Annotated in this window: 15 protein-coding genes; 4 read left to right on the plus strand and 11 right to left on the minus strand. The window is 69.6% G+C overall.

The window, feature by feature from the left end; genetic code table 11:
* Nucleotides 1-9: 9 nt before the first annotated feature.
* Both KV203_RS19095 and sigK read right to left on the minus strand, forming a co-directional pair.
* Nucleotides 10-696, minus strand: a complete 687-nt coding sequence (locus KV203_RS19095) for an anti-sigma factor (RefSeq protein ID WP_066473459.1) — start codon at nucleotides 694-696, stop codon at nucleotides 10-12.
* On the minus strand, nucleotides 693-1,250 hold the full coding sequence (sigK, locus tag KV203_RS19100) for an ECF RNA polymerase sigma factor SigK (RefSeq protein ID WP_246600311.1): 558 nt from the start codon (nucleotides 1,248-1,250) through the stop codon (nucleotides 693-695). The genes KV203_RS19095 and sigK overlap by 4 nt, the downstream gene beginning before the upstream one ends.
* Before the next feature lie 180 nt (nucleotides 1,251-1,430).
* Between sigK and KV203_RS19105 the strand changes: the two genes are divergently transcribed.
* A complete protein-coding gene (locus tag KV203_RS19105; protein ID WP_066473458.1) occupies nucleotides 1,431-2,960 on the plus strand; it encodes a molybdopterin-dependent oxidoreductase in 1,530 nt (509 codons plus the stop codon).
* 119 nt (nucleotides 2,961-3,079) lie between these two features.
* Nucleotides 3,080-3,757 (plus strand): fasciclin domain-containing protein, encoded by a 678-nt coding sequence (locus KV203_RS19110; RefSeq protein ID WP_066473456.1) that lies wholly within the window; start codon nucleotides 3,080-3,082, stop codon nucleotides 3,755-3,757.
* A 310-nt stretch (nucleotides 3,758-4,067) separates the two neighbouring features.
* On the opposite strand, the gene KV203_RS19115 is transcribed toward KV203_RS19110, so the two are convergent.
* The 6 genes from KV203_RS19115 to KV203_RS19140 all read right to left on the minus strand — a co-directional run bounded on the left by KV203_RS19115 (nucleotide 4,068) and on the right by KV203_RS19140 (nucleotide 9,026).
* Nucleotides 4,068-4,811 carry a glycoside hydrolase family 25 protein gene (locus KV203_RS19115; RefSeq protein WP_066473453.1) on the minus strand — a complete coding sequence of 248 codons (744 nt, stop codon included), beginning with the start codon at nucleotides 4,809-4,811 and terminating at the stop codon, nucleotides 4,068-4,070.
* Between the two features lie 64 nt (nucleotides 4,812-4,875).
* A complete protein-coding gene (gene ggh, locus KV203_RS19120; RefSeq protein ID WP_066473451.1) occupies nucleotides 4,876-6,216 on the minus strand; it encodes a glucosylglycerate hydrolase in 1,341 nt (446 codons plus the stop codon).
* 70 nt (nucleotides 6,217-6,286) lie between these two features.
* Complete coding sequence (locus KV203_RS19125) at nucleotides 6,287-6,715, minus strand: TA system VapC family ribonuclease toxin (protein WP_066473448.1); 429 nt, start codon at nucleotides 6,713-6,715, stop codon at nucleotides 6,287-6,289.
* Nucleotides 6,715-6,957, minus strand: a complete 243-nt coding sequence (locus KV203_RS19130) for a hypothetical protein (RefSeq protein WP_066473447.1) — start codon at nucleotides 6,955-6,957, stop codon at nucleotides 6,715-6,717. The genes KV203_RS19125 and KV203_RS19130 overlap by 1 nt, the downstream gene beginning before the upstream one ends.
* 18 nt (nucleotides 6,958-6,975) lie before the next feature.
* On the minus strand, nucleotides 6,976-8,202 hold the full coding sequence (locus KV203_RS19135; protein ID WP_066473444.1) for an MFS transporter: 1,227 nt from the start codon (nucleotides 8,200-8,202) through the stop codon (nucleotides 6,976-6,978).
* Between the two features lie 41 nt (nucleotides 8,203-8,243).
* Nucleotides 8,244-9,026, minus strand: coding sequence for a GTPase (locus KV203_RS19140; protein ID WP_066473517.1), 783 nt, complete (start codon nucleotides 9,024-9,026; stop codon nucleotides 8,244-8,246).
* A 228-nt stretch (nucleotides 9,027-9,254) separates the two neighbouring features.
* Here KV203_RS19140 and KV203_RS19145 point away from each other — a divergent pair, with 228 nt between their 5' ends.
* The gene (locus KV203_RS19145) at nucleotides 9,255-9,863 is read left to right on the plus strand and encodes an MTB12 C-terminal domain-containing protein (protein WP_157079911.1); all 609 of its coding nucleotides are present in this window, start codon (nucleotides 9,255-9,257) and stop codon (nucleotides 9,861-9,863) included.
* Nucleotides 9,860-11,059: a hypothetical protein gene (locus tag KV203_RS19150; protein ID WP_066473441.1), complete on the plus strand. Its 1,200-nt coding sequence runs from the start codon at nucleotides 9,860-9,862 to the stop codon at nucleotides 11,057-11,059. Before KV203_RS19145 ends, KV203_RS19150 begins: the two co-directional genes overlap by 4 nt.
* A 73-nt stretch (nucleotides 11,060-11,132) precedes the next feature.
* Here the strand turns inward: KV203_RS19150 and KV203_RS19155 are convergent, their stop codons facing one another.
* Genes KV203_RS19155 through csb2 form a run of 3 tightly spaced genes read right to left on the minus strand, consistent with a single transcriptional unit; the run spans nucleotide 11,133 to nucleotide 16,674 of the window.
* Nucleotides 11,133-12,065 (minus strand): type I-G CRISPR-associated protein, Cas3-extension family, encoded by a 933-nt coding sequence (locus KV203_RS19155; RefSeq protein WP_066473438.1) that lies wholly within the window; start codon nucleotides 12,063-12,065, stop codon nucleotides 11,133-11,135.
* Nucleotides 12,062-14,974: a type I-G CRISPR-associated helicase/endonuclease Cas3g gene (gene cas3g / locus KV203_RS19160; protein WP_066473436.1), complete on the minus strand. Its 2,913-nt coding sequence runs from the start codon at nucleotides 14,972-14,974 to the stop codon at nucleotides 12,062-12,064. Before cas3g ends, KV203_RS19155 begins: the two co-directional genes overlap by 4 nt.
* Entirely contained in the window at nucleotides 14,971-16,674 is a 1,704-nt protein-coding gene (gene csb2, locus KV203_RS19165) for a type I-G CRISPR-associated protein Csb2 (protein WP_169797537.1), read from the minus strand. The genes cas3g and csb2 overlap by 4 nt, the downstream gene beginning before the upstream one ends.
* Nucleotides 16,675-16,687 lie beyond the last annotated feature (13 nt).

Below are 16,687 nucleotides of genomic sequence, written 5' to 3' on the forward strand. Positions count from 1 at the left end.
CGAGCCCACTCAGAGGCCGGCCGGGTCCAGCGTCAGAATCGGCTCGGTGGTCGGCCCGGCCGAGCCACCGCTGGGCTCGATCGTGATCGCCAGCACCCCGGCGGGCGGGATCGGCGTCACCGCGGTGGTGGCATCGCCCTCCATCACCGACAGCGACGTCGGCTGCGCGCCGTCGACCAGCCACACCTGATAGGCGTGACCCGCAGGTGGCGCGGGCATACCACCGCCGTCGACCGCGATCCGGTCTAGCTGAGCGGAGACCGCAACCCGAAGTTCACCGGTACCGAGCGGCACGGCCCGGGTGTGCGCGTCGCGTGCCCCGAAGACCTGGCCCGCGGTGACCTCCGCCGGGCGCTCGGTCACCTCCCGGAGCACCACACCACCGAGCCCGATCGCGACGACGACCGCCGCTGCGGCCGCCAACCGGGACCAGCGTCGGGCCCGGGCCGGCCGGCGGGGCGCGACCAGCGGCGGCAGCTGGGCGGTCCGCTCGGCGAGCGCGTGAACCCGGGCCCGGAGCCGAGCCGGCGGATGCTCGATGACGGCCAGGGCGGCGGCCGCCCCCCACAAGCCGTCCACCTCGTCACGGCAACTCTCACACTCGGCGAGGTGAGCATCGAACGCGATCCGCTCGTCGGGATCGATCGCGTCGAGCGCGTAGGCGCCGGCCAACGTGTGGATGTCCGCGCTGGTCACGATCGTCCCCCCATACAGTCGCGCAACCGGATCAGGCCGTCCCGCATGCGGGTCTTGATCGTCGGCAGCGGCTGCTTCAGCAACGCCGCCACCTGCGGGTAGGTGTACCCCTGGTAATAGGCCAAGGTCACCGATTCCAGCTGCAGCGCGGTCAATGCCTGCAGACACCGGCGCACGGCGCGGCGCTCGTCCTGCTCGACGACGTGCTCCTCGGGACCGGCGACGACATCCAGCTCCTGCTGGGACAGTTTGCGCTCCCGCGCCCGGGCCGCCTCCGACGAGCGCACCACGTCCACCGCACGTCGGTGCGCCATGGTGAGCACCCAGGTACGCGCACCTCCGCGACGCCGGTCGAACCGGGTGGCTTGCCGCCAGACGTCCAGGAACACCTCCTGGGCAACTTCCTCGGCCCGCGCCGGGTCCCGCACGACCCGGCGTGCCGTGCCGAACACGGCCGGCGAGACGAGATCGTAGAACTGGTCGAACGCGTCGAGATCACCGCGCGCGACCTGCTCCAGCAACGCATCCGGACTCGGCAAGTCGTCACCGGTCACGATCCGGAGAGTGGGTTCGCCAGGCACAGGACACCTTTCTTCCAGCTGCATGTCATCACGGCTCGCGCAGACGGACATGCAACCAGGTTCGTAATCCCGGCGGCTCCGGATGGGGCAGCCGCCGAAGATCATTTTTCGAGACGGACCCGTCCGGTGTGCGGTTGTGTGCGAATACTCGGCATGAGGCTATCCGGTACGGGTGCGATCGCCGGTCTGGCTGCCGGTGGCGCCGGGGTCGGCGCGAGCCAGGCGATTGCCGCGGCGCTACCCGGAACCACATCGCCGCTGATCGCCGTGGCCAATCGGGTCATCGACTGGACCCCGCGTCAGCTGAAGGAGTTCGCGATCGAACAGTTCGGCACCAACGACAAGCCGGTGCTGCTGGCGTCGGTGATCGCCGGCATGGTGATCGTCCTCGCGCTGGTCGGAGCGATGGGCCGAACCGTGGGGATCACCGCACTGGCCGTGCTGGTAGCCGTTGCCGGGGTGGTCGTGCTGGCCGATCGCCCGACGACCGACGGACCGATCCTGCGCCTGGTCCCGGTAGCGGTGCTCGGCGCGATTGCCCTCGGCAGCTTCGCCTGGCTGCTGCGAGCAGCACCCGACACCCCAGCACCCGACACTCCAGCAGCCGAAGCGGCGGCCCCGCCGGGATTCGACCGCCGCAACTTTCTCGCGACGGTCGGCGTGCTCGGCGCCGTCGCGGTCGGCGGGACCGTTGCCGGCCAGACCGTACTCGCGCCCGGGACCGGGCGATCCGGGGTGCGGCTGCCGCCCCCGCGCTCGCCGGCGGCGCCGCTGCCGGCCGGCACCGCCCTGAAACTGCCCGGGCTGACCCCGTACATCACCGACAACCGCGACTTCTATCGGGTGGATACCGCACTCCGGGTGCCGCGGGTCGCGGTCGACGACTACCGGCTACGCATCCACGGCCTGGTCGACGCGCCGATCGAGCTGTCCTTCCAGGACCTGCTGGACCTGCCGCTGATCGAGCGCCGGATCACGCTGACCTGCGTGTCCCAACCCGTCGGCGGGCCCTACGTCGGAAATGCCACGTGGATCGGGGTGCGCACCCGGGATCTGCTGAGCCGGGTCGGGGTCGGCGCCGATGCCGACGCCGTCAAGTCGACCAGCGTCGACGGAATGACCATCGGCACCCCGCTCACCGTCCTGACCGACGATCGGGACGCGATGCTGGCGGTGGCGATGAACGGCGAACCACTTCCGCCCGAACACGGTTTCCCGGTCCGGATGGTGGTACCCGGGCTCTACGGCTACGTCTCGGCGACCAAGTGGTTGACCGACCTGGAGGTCACCCGATTCGCCGACTTCAGCGCCTACTGGACCAGCCGCGGATATGCCGCCCAAGCCCCGATCAAGACCGCATCGCGGATCGACGTGCCGAAATCGTTCGCCCGGATCCCGGCCGGACGCACCCCGGTAGCCGGGGTGGCCTGGGCCCAGCACCGCGGAATCGAACGAGTCGAGGTACGAGTCGACCGGGGAGTGTGGCAACCGGCCCAACTCGCCGAGCGGGACGGCATAGACTGCTGGCGGCAGTGGGTGTGGCAGTGGGATGCCACACCCGGGAACCACATGATCGAAGCGCGGGCTACCGACGCCACCGGGATCCCGCAGACCGAGGAACGTGTGCCGATCGCACCCGACGGCGCGACCGGATGGCCGGGTGTACAGGTACGAGTCGACTGATTACCTGGACGGCCAATCCATCCGGCTTCGGCCGCCGAACAACGACCGACCAGCTTTCGGACAAATGAGACGAACGACAGCTGTATCAACCGAAGCAGTGCCGAACAGTAAGGATCACAATGAACACCTGGAAAAAGTCCGCAACCGGCTTCGTAGCGGTACTGGCGATCGGTGGCCTCGCCGCTTGCAGTGACGACTCCAGCTCCAGCAGCTCCGACTCGACCACCGCCTCGTCGTCGTCGATGTCGGAGACCTCCGGCATGTCCGGCGCCATGACCACAAGTGCCGCCGCATCGGCTGCGGGCATGGTCGGTCCCGGCTGTGCGGCCTACGCCGAGCAGGTCCCGGACGGTCCCGGCTCGGTCGCCGGTATGGCGGCGGAACCGGTCGCCACGGCCGCCAGCAACAACCCGCTGCTGAAGACGCTCGTGTCCGCGGTGAGCGGCCAGCTCAACCCGGCGGTCAACCTGGTCGACACGCTGAACAACGGACAGCTCACCGTGTTCGCCCCGGTGGACGAGGCCTTCGCCAAGCTGCCGCCGGAGACGGTGACCACGCTCGGCACCCCCGAAGGCGCCGACCAGCTGAGCAAGGTGCTGACCTACCACGTGGTGCCGGGCCGGATCGCCCCGGACGCGATCGCCGGTTCGCAGACCACGGTCGAAGGTGCGCCGGTGACCGTGACCGGCTCCGGTGACACCCTGAAGGTGAACGACGCCAACGTGATCTGCGGTGGCGTGCAGACCGCCAACGCGACCGTCTACCTCATCGACACGGTGCTGATGCCGCCGAGCTGAGGCCCGGTCCGCAGTTTCAGTGGATCCAGGCCGGGTCGCGCCCGTGCAGCCGAGCAATCGGTCCGACACGGGCGCGACGTCGGGGCGGCCGCCTCGGCCCTGTCCATACCGCCTGCGCCGTCGGACGAGCGATAGTCGTCGGTAATCATCCCGGCGGGGAATTCGCGTCCGGCGGCGTAGTTGTCGGTAGCAGACTGCCGCCGTTCACGGCGGCTATGTATGACAACAGAATGCGTTCGGCCGCGCACCTGAAACACAAAAAACGTCCGGCGGCATCGGTGGATGCCGCCGGACGTCTACTCGGCTCGGCTCAGCGGGTGCCGAGGGTGACGTAGTAGGGCGTGTTGGCCCAGACCTCCAGCGGACCGAAGTTCGGGTTGTACACGTTGTGATCGACCGGGCCTTCGATGCCCGGGATGCTCGCCTTGTTCGTCTGCTGCCAGAACACCCAGCCCGGCCAGCCACCGATCAGCTCCGGCTGCGGGCCGCCGTTCCAGTCGGCCACCCACAGCGGGTACTGGGTGAACTGGTTCGAGTTCGCGACGCCCTCTTTCCAGAAACCGGGGCAGGTGTAGACGATCGGCATCCGGCCGGTGAGCAGCTGCACCCGATTCAGCCAGCGGTGCATCCAATCGATGATCACGTTCGGCGGTTGGCCGTTGCTGCGCTCGACGTCCAGGATCGGCGGCAACGAGCCGAGCACGTTCTGACTGAAGACGTTGTTGACGTAGAAGTCGGCCTGCGCTTCCGGGTTCTGGTCGAACCGGGGGAAGTGGTAGGCACCGCGCAACACCCCGGCCGCCCGCATCGCGTTGGTATCGGCCTGGAAGTGATCGTTGACGAAGTCGACGCCTTCGGTCGCCTTCACCAACGCGAAGTCGACGCCGTGCGCCTTCGCGGCCTTCCAGTCGATCGGGGCACCGGCGGGATGCTGCCAGTCGGAGACGTCCGGCCCGTTCGGTATGTCGGCGGCAGCCAGGCCCGGCGCTGCGACGAGGAGCGCGGCGGCAGCGAGAGGAACGACGGCAAACTTGCGGCTCAGTCGGATGCGCACCCGTGGACCGTAACGTGATCGTGACCGGTGGGCAAGCGCTGCCGACTCCGATAATTCGCCCAAACTACCCAAGCCAATCGAGCACCGAGGCTGCCGTCCAGGATTGTTGCATGCTTCCCAGCGGTTCCCCGGTAAACGGCTCGTAATACTCGGCGAACGTTCCGTCGGCCGCTTGTCGCAAACCTTCGGTACGTAATGTCGCAGCGCGCTCGGCCCAACCGCGCCGGGCGAAGGCCCAGGAGAACAGCCAGCTCAGCACCGGCCACACCGGTCCACGCCAATACTCTCGGGCGCGGAAATCCCCGGACACCGGCGAGGTCGACGGCGGCAAGGCGTAACGCAGATCGGGATGGCCGCAGAACCGTGGACCTTCGAACGTGCGGAGCAGCTGCCGCTCGGCATCGCGCGGCAGACCGCCACAGAGCAACGGCGCGAACATCGCCGACGTTTCGGTGTGCACCAGCCGATCGGCCCGCAGGTCGAAATCGCGGGCTGCGCCGGAGCGGGCGTCGGCGGTGGCGATCACGCCGGACCGGAACCGGTCGGCCCACTCGGACAACTCCCGAACATCGGCCCGGGGCCGGGCGTGCTCCTCGCCGATCTGTGATAACACATCGCAGGCCAGCGCGAAGACGGCGCTGACGAACACGTCCTGCACCGCGAAACTCATCGCCGTGGTCAGCTCGTAGTCGTCGTAGCGAGCCCGCCGCATCTCTTCCAGCAACCAGAGATAACGGTCGTACTCGACGTCGGTGGGCCGTTGCGACGGATCGGCGATCACCTGGGTATCGGCCCGCACGTAGGGCGGCAGATCCGGCCCGGGCGTCACCCGGGCGTAGGCCCGGTCCCAGCGCGGCGAATTGTCCATGCCGGATTCCCAGCCGTGATAGATGGTGATCCGGCCGTCGAACTTGGGGTCCCGGGCGTGCGCCAGCCACCGATGCCAACGCATCAGATCGCCCCAGCGCCGGTCCAGGAACTCTTCGGCGACCGCGCGGGTGCTCCGACCGTGCCGACGGGAGTGATCGAGGATCCGCTGCACTGCGATCGCGTGCACCGGCGGTTGGGTGATCCCCGACGTGTCCGGGCCGGCCGGGGCCGCGTCGGCCAGCTCCCGGCACTGCCAGCGGCCGGGACCGGGAAAATAACCGTCCACCCCGTTGGCGTAGACGATGTGCGGGATCATCCCGTTGCGCCATTGCGCGGACAGCAAGGTATCCAGCTCCACCACGGCGCGCTCGACGCTGAGCGGCGCCAGACCGACCGCGACGAACGCCGCGTCCCAACTCCACATGTGCGGATACAGCCGCGGCGCGGCGGTGGTCATGGTGCCCAGATCGTTGCCACGCAGCAGGTAAGCCGCGCGTGCGGCGAGTTGGGTGGGTGTGAAACCCCGATCCGGCATCCCCCTATTCTGCGACCGCGGGCCGCCGCGCGCGCGCCGTGTGTTACCGGACGTGGCGCCCCGCAATCGATCAGTCGGCAAACGGGTCCCGCACGCTGATCCCGTCGTACCGACGAAAGTCACGATCGTGGGTCACGATCGTCGCCACGCCGTACTCGTGCATCAGCGCCACGATGACCGCGTCCGGGACATCGTTACCTCTGCCACCACCGACCGCGCGATAGCAACGCCAGAAGTTCGGGCCCGCCCCGACCACCCGAGCCGCGGGGGCCGCGTCGATCCGCTCGATCGCCTCGTGCGCGCGCGCCGGGGCCAGCGGTGCCGCGCAAATCCGCGGATGCGTGACTATCCGCAGGTAGCCGAGCAGAACCGGCCAGAAGAAGGTCACCAGGCCGGGCCCGGCAAGCGCCTCCTCGACGACCGAACGAGCCCGCTCGTGCACCGGCGAATCGGCGTCGGAGGCGTAGACCAGGACGTTGGTGTCGATGGTGAACGACATCAACGCTCCGAGTCGAGAATCGCCCACACCGCGTCTTTGTCGTCCAGATCCACCCCGACGCCGAGGTTGCCGACAATCCATCCGACATCGGTCCGGTTGCCCGCCCCACCTGCGGCCTCATCCTGCGCGAGCTGCCGAGCCAGTAGTTCCGACACCAGCTTCCCCATGCTCTTCCCCTCCCGCTCCTGCCGGACTTTCAGCTGCGCCAAGACGACTGCATCGATATCCAGCGTGGTACGCATGCATCTGATGCTACGCTCCTACGCATCAGATGCATGCGTCTCGCGACCGGCGAGCCGTGCGCAGCTGCCGGCCGCCACGACGCAGATTGCGCCGGAGATCACCAAGGCCACCGACGGCCCCCAGCGCTCGGTGATTCCGCCGACGATCAGCGAACCGATCGGGATCGACCCCATCAGGACGAGGAAATAGAGGCTCATCACCCGCCCCCGCAGGGTCGGGTCGGTGGCCAGCTGCACCGACGAGTTCGCCGAGGTGTTGAAGCCGACACCGGCGAGCCCGCAGGCAGCCAGCGCCGGGATCAGCAACCACAGCGTCGGCGCCAGCCCGGCCAGAACCAGCGTGCCGCCGAACGCTGCGGCCGATCCGAACAAGAACCGGGCCGAGACGGTCGGGCGGCGAGCCGCAAGCAAGGCCCCGACCACCGAGCCGGCCGCGAGGGTCGAGTTCAGCCAGCCGTACAGGCCGGGCCCGCCGTCGAACACCTCGCCGGCGTAGGCGGTTAGCACGATCGCGAAGTTGAAGCCGAAGCCACCGATGAAGAACAGCAACACGATCGGCCAGAGCAGGGCCGGCCGCGCGGCGACGTACCGCAGGCCGGCGCGCAGCTGCCCCCTACCGCGCGGCTCGCGGGGCAACTGTTCGAATTCGGCGGACCGCATCAGCGTCAGCGCGGTCAGGGTGGCGGCGAAGGTGACCGCGTTCACCGCGAAAGCCCAGGCCGGGCCGGCGGTGGCCACGACCACGCCGGCCAGCGCCGGCCCGGTGAGCCGGGCCAGCTGGAAATTGCCGCTGTTGAGCGAGACGGCGTTCCGCATCAGCCGCGCCGGCACCATCACCCCGACGAAAGTCTGCCGGGCCGGGTTGTCCACGACGGTGACCAGACCCAAGCCGAACGCGACCAGGTAGATCACGCCGACCGTGGCGGTATGGGTGAAGGCGAGGACGGCGAGGACCGTCGCGAGCAGGCCGAACGCGCTCTGGGTGAACAACAGCAGGCGGCGCTGCGGGTACCGGTCGGCGATCAGCCCGCCGAACAGCCCCAGGAACAGCATCGGGCCGAACTGCAGCGCGGTGGTGACCCCGACCGCGAACGACGAACCGGTGAGCGAGTACACCAGCCAGTCCAGGGCGATCCGCTGCATCCAGGTGCCGTTGTTCGAGATCGCCATCCCGGTCGCATACAGCCGGTAGTTGCGTACCCGCAGCGCCGCGAACGTGCCCGGCGAGCCGGATGATTCGACCACTCGGACACGCTATCTGATTAGCATTACTAAATATTCTGCGCTCAGACGTGCCCGCTGAGCTGCGCCATTCGCGACACCAGGGACGCCAGCATCACGTCACCCGGATCGCCGGACTCCGCGCTGACCGGCAGCACGTCGACCGAGAGCCGGGCGCCGCCGGCCAGCGTCCGCAGGTCGTCGAGCTTCTTCGCGAACGGCGAGTCGCCGCCGGGGGAGTAGTAGCGGATCGCCGCCTCGATCGCGTCCGGAAACAGATCGGTCTTGGTCAGCACCACGATCAGCCAGATCGGCTGGTCACGGCGGACGGCCAGCGAGGCGATCCGATGCGCGGTGATGGCCCAGTCGTCCAGCTCGGCGGCGAGCAGATCGGCCCGGGACGCCTGGGCCAGCCCGCTGATCCCCGCAGTCCGGCGCGGGGTCGCATATCCGTAGGCGACCACGTGCAGTACCCCGTCGACCGGTTCGTCGTGGAATACCTGGTCGAGGGCGCCCAGCCGGGTTGCGGCATTGTCCCCGGGCACCACGCGGAACCGGAAGCCGCGGAACCGACGGACCCGGCGGGTGCGCCGCTCCATGGTGGCCGAGCCGACCTCCAGGTGTTCGGCGGCGGTGGTATGCCGGGTCAGGCGGTCGACCAGACGGGTTTTGCCCACCCCGGTCATCCCGGTCACGGCGACGGCCGGGTATCGGTCGCGAATCAGGTGCGATACCTGCTGCGGCATGTTCGACAATGCTGCCAACGCGCCCGCGGCGGCGGTGGAGACAGCGGCCTTGCCGGGACTGCTGGTCGCGATACGGCCGAGTCGGCCGGCGGCGGGATTCATGTTGCCTACCATCTCACCACCGAACCACGTCCGACCCGTACCGCCGAGCAGCCGAGCGGACAACAGCGGCGGAACCGGGACTGCGGGTGCCCGACCGAGTTCCGCCGAGCCGGCCCGAACCCGACTCCCGGTACGTCAACAAAGCCGACCATATATCGCTCGGTTTGCAATAACGAAAAAATCACGAGCGGCGTGAATGCATAATCTCGTGCACCGGCGGAGCGGCACGTGTCTGTCGATCGAACGACTTTATTCGTGACCCGGCCTGGATGTAACCTGTTGCGCGTCGAACCCATAGGAGATCAAAAAATGGCAGACTTTCTCGACGCGCCACGCCGGGCGAGGAAATACCGGGCCGGTTTGGTCGTTCGGTGGCGGCTCCTCTCGATCGCGCTGGTGGCCGGGCCGGCGCTGGTCGCCTGCGGTGGCGCCGCTCCGGCCAAAGTTTCGACCGAATCACCTGCAGCAGAAGAAGTTTCGACACCGACGGTGCACGATCTGGAGGGCTGGCTCGACCACGCACTCGATCCGAACGTACCGGTCGCCGACAAGGCGATATATGCGCAGGGCGACGTCGCCGATGGCGCGCTGGTGTCCAAACTGATGGAATTGTATTCGGCCGAAGGCGCCCGGATCGACGTGCGCAGGGTCGCTCGAACCAGCGCCGACGATATCCTCGTCGACGGCAACCTGAACGTCTGGGGAAAGAGTTATTCGCAACAGGTTCCGTTCGTATACGAAAGCGGAAACTGGAAGATACGGATGGACTGGGCCTGCAACGCGGCAGCCGTCATCCAATTGTCTTCGCCGGCGTGCGTCGCTCGCGGGGACAAATGACCGCGCTGCTCGATCGTCCCGATGTACTCCGGCCGCAGCGGTCCGGCCTGCACCTGTCACCGACCACCCTGCGCGTCGTCCTCGGGCTGGCCGTCGGTATCCAGGTGCTGAAGTCGACGCCGTCCGGGTGGTTCACCCAGACACCGTGGGTCTACACCCGGTCCGCCTGGTACGTCGACTACCGCTACGGCTTCGTCCGGCGCGGCCTGGGCGGCCAGCTGACCGGCCAGTCCGACATTGCGGTGCAGGCGGCGTTGTTCGCATCGTGGGCGATCCCGCTCGTCGCGATCGTGATCCTGCTGGAGTTGCTGGTCCGGAACTGGACCCGCAGCTCGACGTTCCTGGCGCTGCTGATCGCGTCGAGCCCGGCCGTCGTCGGCGAGTTGGTGTACGGCCGCCGCTCCGACCAGTTCGGCGTGCTGATCGTGGTCGGCGCCGGTATCGCCTGCCTGTATCTGCGGCGCTGGCTGCTGCCGGTGATGTGGAGTATCGGGCTGATGCTCGCCGGGCTCTGCTTCGTGCACGAGGCGATCCTGTTCATCTGGGGATTCGCCGCGGTGCCGATCATTTTCGTCACCGGCAATCGCGCCTGGTGGAGCAATATGCGCCTGTGCATCGCCGTGCTCGGTCCGGCCTTGGTAACCGTTCCGCTGATTCTGCTGTTCGGCCGGGTCACCCCCGGCGTCGCCGCACAGCTGCGGGTGGATGCGTCGCTCGAGGGACCCACCGTGTTCCGCTACCTCTCCCAGGGCGCATTCGAATCCATGGGCGAGGTGGCGATCGTCGGGATCGACCGGCACCTGCAGCAGATCACGCTCGGCTTGCTCCTGGTCGGACTGCACGTGCTCTGGTGTCGGTACACGATGGGCCGGCTCTGGTGGACCCGCTTCACCCGGCTGGATCGCCACACCTCGCTCGCCATTGCCCTGCTGATGAGCGCTTCGGTCGTGATCGTCTTCGCCACCGGAATCGACTGGATGCGATGGTTCTGCAGCTTCATCACCTCGGCGCTGTTGATCACGGCATTCGCCGTGTTGTCGACCCGGCAGGACCGGCTGCCGGCCGCGAAGCTGACCGTGCCGTGGCCGGCTTTCGCGGTCGTCGCCTATCTGATGACCCTGACTCCGATCGACTGGGTAGGACCGACGATTCCGACCCCGGACATCGGCGCGCTCTACCGCCTCCTCGGCATCTGACCGAACACCCGCGAGCTCCGGCCGGCCGATCTCACCGACGAGATCGGCCGGTTCGATCTCGGCCGGGCCGAGGTCAGTCCGCGGCGGCGATCCGCTTGGGCGGCCCGAAGCTGCCGTAGCCCTGCCCGCTGCGGATCATCGCGCACTGCCGAACCGAGGCCACGTCGAGCGCGGCGAGCGCCGCCGGCCGATCGATCCGCCGCGACTCCCGCGCACCGACCAGCCGTGGATCGGTGACCAGTGCCGCGATCGTCGAATGGGCCAGCGGCGGCCGCCACACCACCCAGCGGAATGCGCCGCGGTTCCAGTCGGTATCGCACGCGGCGGTCACCACCCGGGCCCGATCCCGGCCCGGGGCCAGGGTGAGCGGGTAATACGCCAGTCCGCGGAACGCCAGCCAGTCGACGCCGGGCACCCCCGGGACCGGGTCCTTTGCCGGCGGTATCGCCCGCAGCGCACCGATCCGCTCGCCGCTCGCCTCGAACCGCAGCGTCGACGCGCGGCTGTCGTACCGCCACGGACCGAACAGCGCTTCGCGCACCCGGTCCTCGTCGATCGCCGCGGCAACTTCGCGGACCACCTTGAGGAACTTCACCTGGCCGGCGGAAAAGTCGAAGTGGGTCGGTTTGGACTTGCCGGAGTTGTCGAATCCACCCTCGATCAACAGCCCGGACCACAGCTCGACATCCGGGTCGTCGTCCCCGAGTTCGCCGATCTGCTCGGCCCAGGCGGTCAGCTCGGCCGCGGTGCACTTGAGTGTCTCGTACGGCCGACCCGGTGGGTGGTGCAATACCGCGCCGGCCAGCCGTTCGTCGCGATCGGCCAGAATCGCCGCGATCAGCTGCGTCTCGTCGACGCCGTGCACCCGCGCCCGCGGGCGGAACTCGTCGGTCCAGGACAGCCGCGCCGCCGGCGCAGCGCGGTGCACCGCCTGCACCAGCCCGAGCGCGGCGAGATAGCCGTGTGCGGTGTCGGCACGCAAACCGGTGAGCTCGACGGCGGTCATGGTTGCGCCACCCGGCGGCTGCCTTCGTGGTCGGCAAGCCGGACGATCGCCTCCAGCCAGGCGACACCGAACCAGCCGTAGCGCGCCACGCTGTCGGCGAAATCCACTGCCGCAGCGGAGCCGACGCCGCCGTACCGATACGGCTGGTCGGCCGTGAACCGGCCGGGTGGGCCGACATAGTCGACCGGCTCGGCGCCGGGGTCGTGTTGGGGCGGGAAGAACGGCCGCCCGTAACCGTGGTGCCCGGCTACCAGGAACCGCACCAGCTCCGGCGTGGCCGGCGGGAGCAGCGCCGCCGAGGCCACCTCATGCCGCAGACCCGGCGGGTAGCCGGCCATCGCGGCGGCGCGGCGGTTCCGGTCGCGATCGGCCGGCGGGATCGCCGACTTGGCCAGCAGCCGGCCGTCGGACTCGACCTGCCCTTCCCGGAGCATCATCTGAAACCTGCTGTCCGCCTTACCGATATCGTGCAATCCAGCCGCGGTGACCAACTCCGACGTCAGCTCGTCGGACACGCCCAGCCGGGCGCACCACGCCGCGGTGATCTCGGCAACGTCGGCCAGATGCTCGTCCAGCGGGTAGCCGCGACCGGCCGCCGAGCTGCGCTCCGGATCGGTGTCGATGTCGGTCGCGCGGGCCGGCACGATCAGGTAGACCGGGCCGCTCGGCCCGGGAACCGTCCGGATATCGGCGACCTGCAACCGGTCGACGTGGTCACGGGCCCGCACCCACCAGCCCTCCGGCCGGACGACCGGATGCGTCGAGCGGGCGACCTCCGCCGCCAGCCATTCCCGCAGCGCGGCCGGGGCACCGGTGTCGGCGGCCTCGACCAGCACCGGGGTCGGCACCACGAGCCGAAAATCCGGACTGTCCGGGGCGGCTGCGCCGGCGCCGAACAGCGCCGTACGCAGCTGGAATCGGCCCTGCGTCAACGCGGCCTGGTCGGCGATATCCATGTCGGCCGGCAACGGATCGGTGGACAGCGGATCCCACGATCCGAGCGAGAGGCCGCCGTACTCGGTCGGGACCACCACCGCGTCACCAGGCCGCAGATCGCTCGGTTCGTGCACGACCACGACGTCACCGGCGCGCCGGACCAGCGCCGGGCGCGATCCGCGGCCCCGGCCGGGGCTGCGCGTGGCCGGTGCCCCCGCGTCCACATCGGACAACTCCGCGGCCTGGTCGGCAGCGTCCGAGCCACCGCTCAGCCAGCCGCGGACCGCGGACAGCGGCACCGACATCGCCTCGCCCGGAGTCGGCGGCGCGGCCACCAGCAGGTCTGCCAGGCCCTGCGCGATGCCGGGATCGGCGAGCATCGCGGCCGTGATGTCCGCGCGCCAGACCAGCTCGACATCCTGATCCGGCCGCCGCCCCAAGCCGTGGAGATAACTGTCGATCTCGACATCGGCGTCCGGCTTCGGCGAGGTGCGCACCAACCGGTCGAGCTGTCCGGCGGTGAGCACCGGACCGCGCAGCGGGATCGGCAGCAGACCTGCCTGCTCGTCCGGGTCGGGTCGGTCCGGCGAGCGAATCCCCAGGTCGATCCGGGTGCGCCCGTGCGCGGTCAGCCAGGCCCAGGTCGCGCCGAGCGCCCGCCCGTAGATCGGGTCGTCGTCCTTGGTCGCCCGGTTCGTGCCGACGATGCGGCTGACCGGCCGGTCGGCGGCATCACCGAGCCGGGCGGTGAGTTCACCCAGCCGATCCACCCGGCCGAACCGTTGGATCAGCGAGTCGATCGGCGCACAGTCGGTGATCATCACGTCGAAGTCGAGATCGGCACCGGCTTCGATGGTCTGGGTCGCGACGACGATCACTGCGCCGGTCCCCGGCGCGGGCGTGGCACCGGAGCCGACCAGCTCACGGACCCGCGTGAGCGCCTGCTCCCGGTCCCAGCCGCGCATCCGGCCGGTGAGCACCAGCACCTCGGCATCGATCGACGGGTCGGCGGTGAGCTCGCGGCCCAGCCGAACCGCCGCCTGTACCCGGTTCACCACGATCCCGAGCGACCGCACGGCCGGGTTGGTGATCAGCCGCTTCGCTTCCTGATGCTGCCGCCGGACGAGCGCTGTGAGCGCCTTGGCCGGATCGGCCGGCACGGTCACCGAGATCAGCTCGGCCGGCTTCACCGCTGCCATCCGCCGGCCCAACACCGGATGCGCGTGGTCGGCCTCGTCGAGGGTGAACCGGCTGGGTTCCGCTCCGTCGAGGGCAGCCGAGTCGTGGGCACCCGAGCCGTGGGTAGCCGACAGTTCGACCACCTGCCATCGGTCGGGCAACAGCTGCGCCGACGGCCGAAACCGCGCCCGGACCCGGCGCAGCAGCGCCGCGAACGGCCGGGCCAGGTGCACCTCGTCGAGCAGAATCAGCGTGTCGTTGCCGAGCAGACCGGCGTGCACCGGCAGCATGCCGTCGGACACGCCGTAGCCCCGGAACAGCAGCCGTGACCCGACCTGATCCACCGTGGATGCGACGACTGCCGCAACATCCGGCCGCCGACTCCACTCCCGGTCCTGCTCGATCGCGCCGCGCAGCTCCGCGACGACCAGCGGCTCGTCGGCGGCGGCGGTCCGGGCGAGCAAACCGTCGTGTACTCGAGCCAGCGCCGACCCGGCCGGCGCGCCGCGCAATGCCGACCGGATCGTGCGAGCGTGCTCGGCGGCCTGCTGCACGATGGTTCGCCGATCCACCACGAACACGATCCGGCGTGGCACCGGCAGCCCCGCTGCCAGCGTGAACAGTGCGATCTCCACGGTGGAGGTCTTCCCGCCGGCGGTCGGCAGGTCGATCAGCTCCGGCCAGACACCGCCGTCGTCGAACAGCTGCCGGGTCAACCGACGTTGCCAAGGAAACGGCTCGAACCCGTTCAGCTCGACGAAGAACGCGTCGAACTCGTCCGGCCGGATCGTCATCGATCGGCCGCCACGCCCGGCGTCGGCAACATCAGCCCATAGCCGAAGTAGCGTCCGGCGCCGAGCACCAGCGGGCCGGTGACCGGCTCGGCGAATCGAATGCTCAGATGCACGGTGTAGCGGCGCCGCCGCGGGTCGTGCCCGACCCGGTACTGCGGGGATACCGGGCGGCCGGGACGCCCCACGCCGGGGCCGCCCGCCACCGGCGGAACGCTGGGCCACACCGGCACCGACGAGGCCGAGATCTCGATCGGCGCGGGCAGGCCCGCCCGCAGACAGAGCGTGCTGACCAGGGGAAACAGCGCCGCGTTCTGCGTGTCGAAGTCGGCTCGCCGGTTGACTTTCGGATGTCGGTCCAGCGCCACCGGAGTCACCGACGACCATGCCTGCGCGGTCCGCGCCCAAAAGCTCCGCGACGCCACCCGCCCGACGGTGGGGTCCGCACCGGCGCGGTCCCGAACCGCCGGTTCCAGGGTGTACGCCGAACCCCCGGGGAGCAGCAGCCGATAGCCGGTGTCACCCCATGCCCGTAGCGCCGCCAGCGTCTGTGCGACATCCGCATCGGCCGCGTCGAGTGGCAGCGCCAAAGCGACGGCCCGGATCTGTCCGCTGGAATGGACGTGGCTCACGTCCGGCAACGACAGCACGCTCAGGTGCGGCTCGGTCGCCGGTCCGGTGCGCTCATCGGGGACGGCCCGATCGCGATGTCCGCTCAGAAAGGACCCGACCGGCTCGTCGGCGTACGACATCAGCGCCGAGCGCACCGCGCGGGCCACGTCGACGACTCGGGTCGGCGGGATACCGACCCGCGACGGCAGCGGCAGCACGATCCACTCACCGGCACCCACACCGGTCGCGGTCGCGGTGACCGGCGCGGGCCGGCCGGCCCGCCGATAGTCGGTCATCACCGCCGGCATGTTCCGGTCGAGCACCCCGCCGTGCCGTGCGTACTCCTCCACCAGTGCCTCGTGGACGCCGCGGGTCACCGTGCGGAAGGTACGTCCCTCCGATCCGTCCGAGCCGGGAATCCACACCGGCTGAACCGCTTCCGGCACAACCCGGCAGGTGACCAGCGATGCGGAGTGGCCGAGTCGAGCAATCCGGCCGAGGATGCCGTCCAACTCGACCACCCGCTGCGGATCGACCGGGGCGTCCCACCCGTACCGGATCACCGGATCGTCGGGCGTCACCGAGGGAAATTGCCGGGCTTGTCGGTCCCGATTGTCCGGCAGCACCTCCAGCACGGAGTCGAGCACCGCGGCGGTCGTCCCGGTGCCGGCCGCGGTGGCCCGGGCGGTGTCCGCCCGCAGCTTGTCCCACGCCTTGTCCAGGTCGCGCTGTGCGGACCGAATTCGCTTCTCCGGCACCTGCTCCCGAGACAGCTGATCCAGCTTGGCCGCCCGTTCGAGCAACTTGTCCCATTGTCCGTGCAGGTCGGTGGTCCAGGACCGGGCATAGTTGCCCCGCACGTAGTGGTCCACCGCCCGGGCCGGCCGGACCCCCGCGCTGTCGGCGAGATCGGAGCACTGGATTGTCGGCGGGGCCAACGATTCCCACCATTCGAGCAGCTCGATTTCGGCCGGATCGCCGCCCGCACCGTGCACCGCAGCGACCGCGGCATAGAACAGTCGGGCCGGATGCGGCGGCCACTCCGGGGCGGCCCGGTCCTCGAAATCGCTTGCCCGGTAGCGCCCGCCCAACAGCCTAACCTCG

It is taken from the genome of Skermania piniformis (assembly GCF_019285775.1).
Taxonomy (GTDB): domain Bacteria; phylum Actinomycetota; class Actinomycetes; order Mycobacteriales; family Mycobacteriaceae; genus Skermania; species Skermania pinensis.

Coding starts and splice junctions, on each gene's coding strand:
- KV203_RS19105 (WP_066473458.1), top strand. CDS start 1,431: ATGAGGCTATCCGGTACGGGTGCGATCGCCGGTCTGGCTGCCGGTGGC.
- KV203_RS19110 (WP_066473456.1), top strand. CDS start 3,080: ATGAACACCTGGAAAAAGTCCGCAACCGGCTTCGTAGCGGTACTGGCG.
- ggh (WP_066473451.1), bottom strand. CDS start 6,216: ATGCCGGATCGGGGTTTCACACCCACCCAACTCGCCGCACGCGCGGCT.
- KV203_RS19125 (WP_066473448.1), bottom strand. CDS start 6,715: ATGTCGTTCACCATCGACACCAACGTCCTGGTCTACGCCTCCGACGCC.
- KV203_RS19130 (WP_066473447.1), bottom strand. CDS start 6,957: ATGCGTACCACGCTGGATATCGATGCAGTCGTCTTGGCGCAGCTGAAA.
- KV203_RS19140 (WP_066473517.1), bottom strand. CDS start 9,026: ATGAATCCCGCCGCCGGCCGACTCGGCCGTATCGCGACCAGCAGTCCC.
- KV203_RS19150 (WP_066473441.1), top strand. CDS start 9,860: ATGACCGCGCTGCTCGATCGTCCCGATGTACTCCGGCCGCAGCGGTCC.
- KV203_RS19155 (WP_066473438.1), bottom strand. CDS start 12,065: ATGACCGCCGTCGAGCTCACCGGTTTGCGTGCCGACACCGCACACGGC.
- cas3g (WP_066473436.1), bottom strand. CDS start 14,974: ATGACGATCCGGCCGGACGAGTTCGACGCGTTCTTCGTCGAGCTGAAC.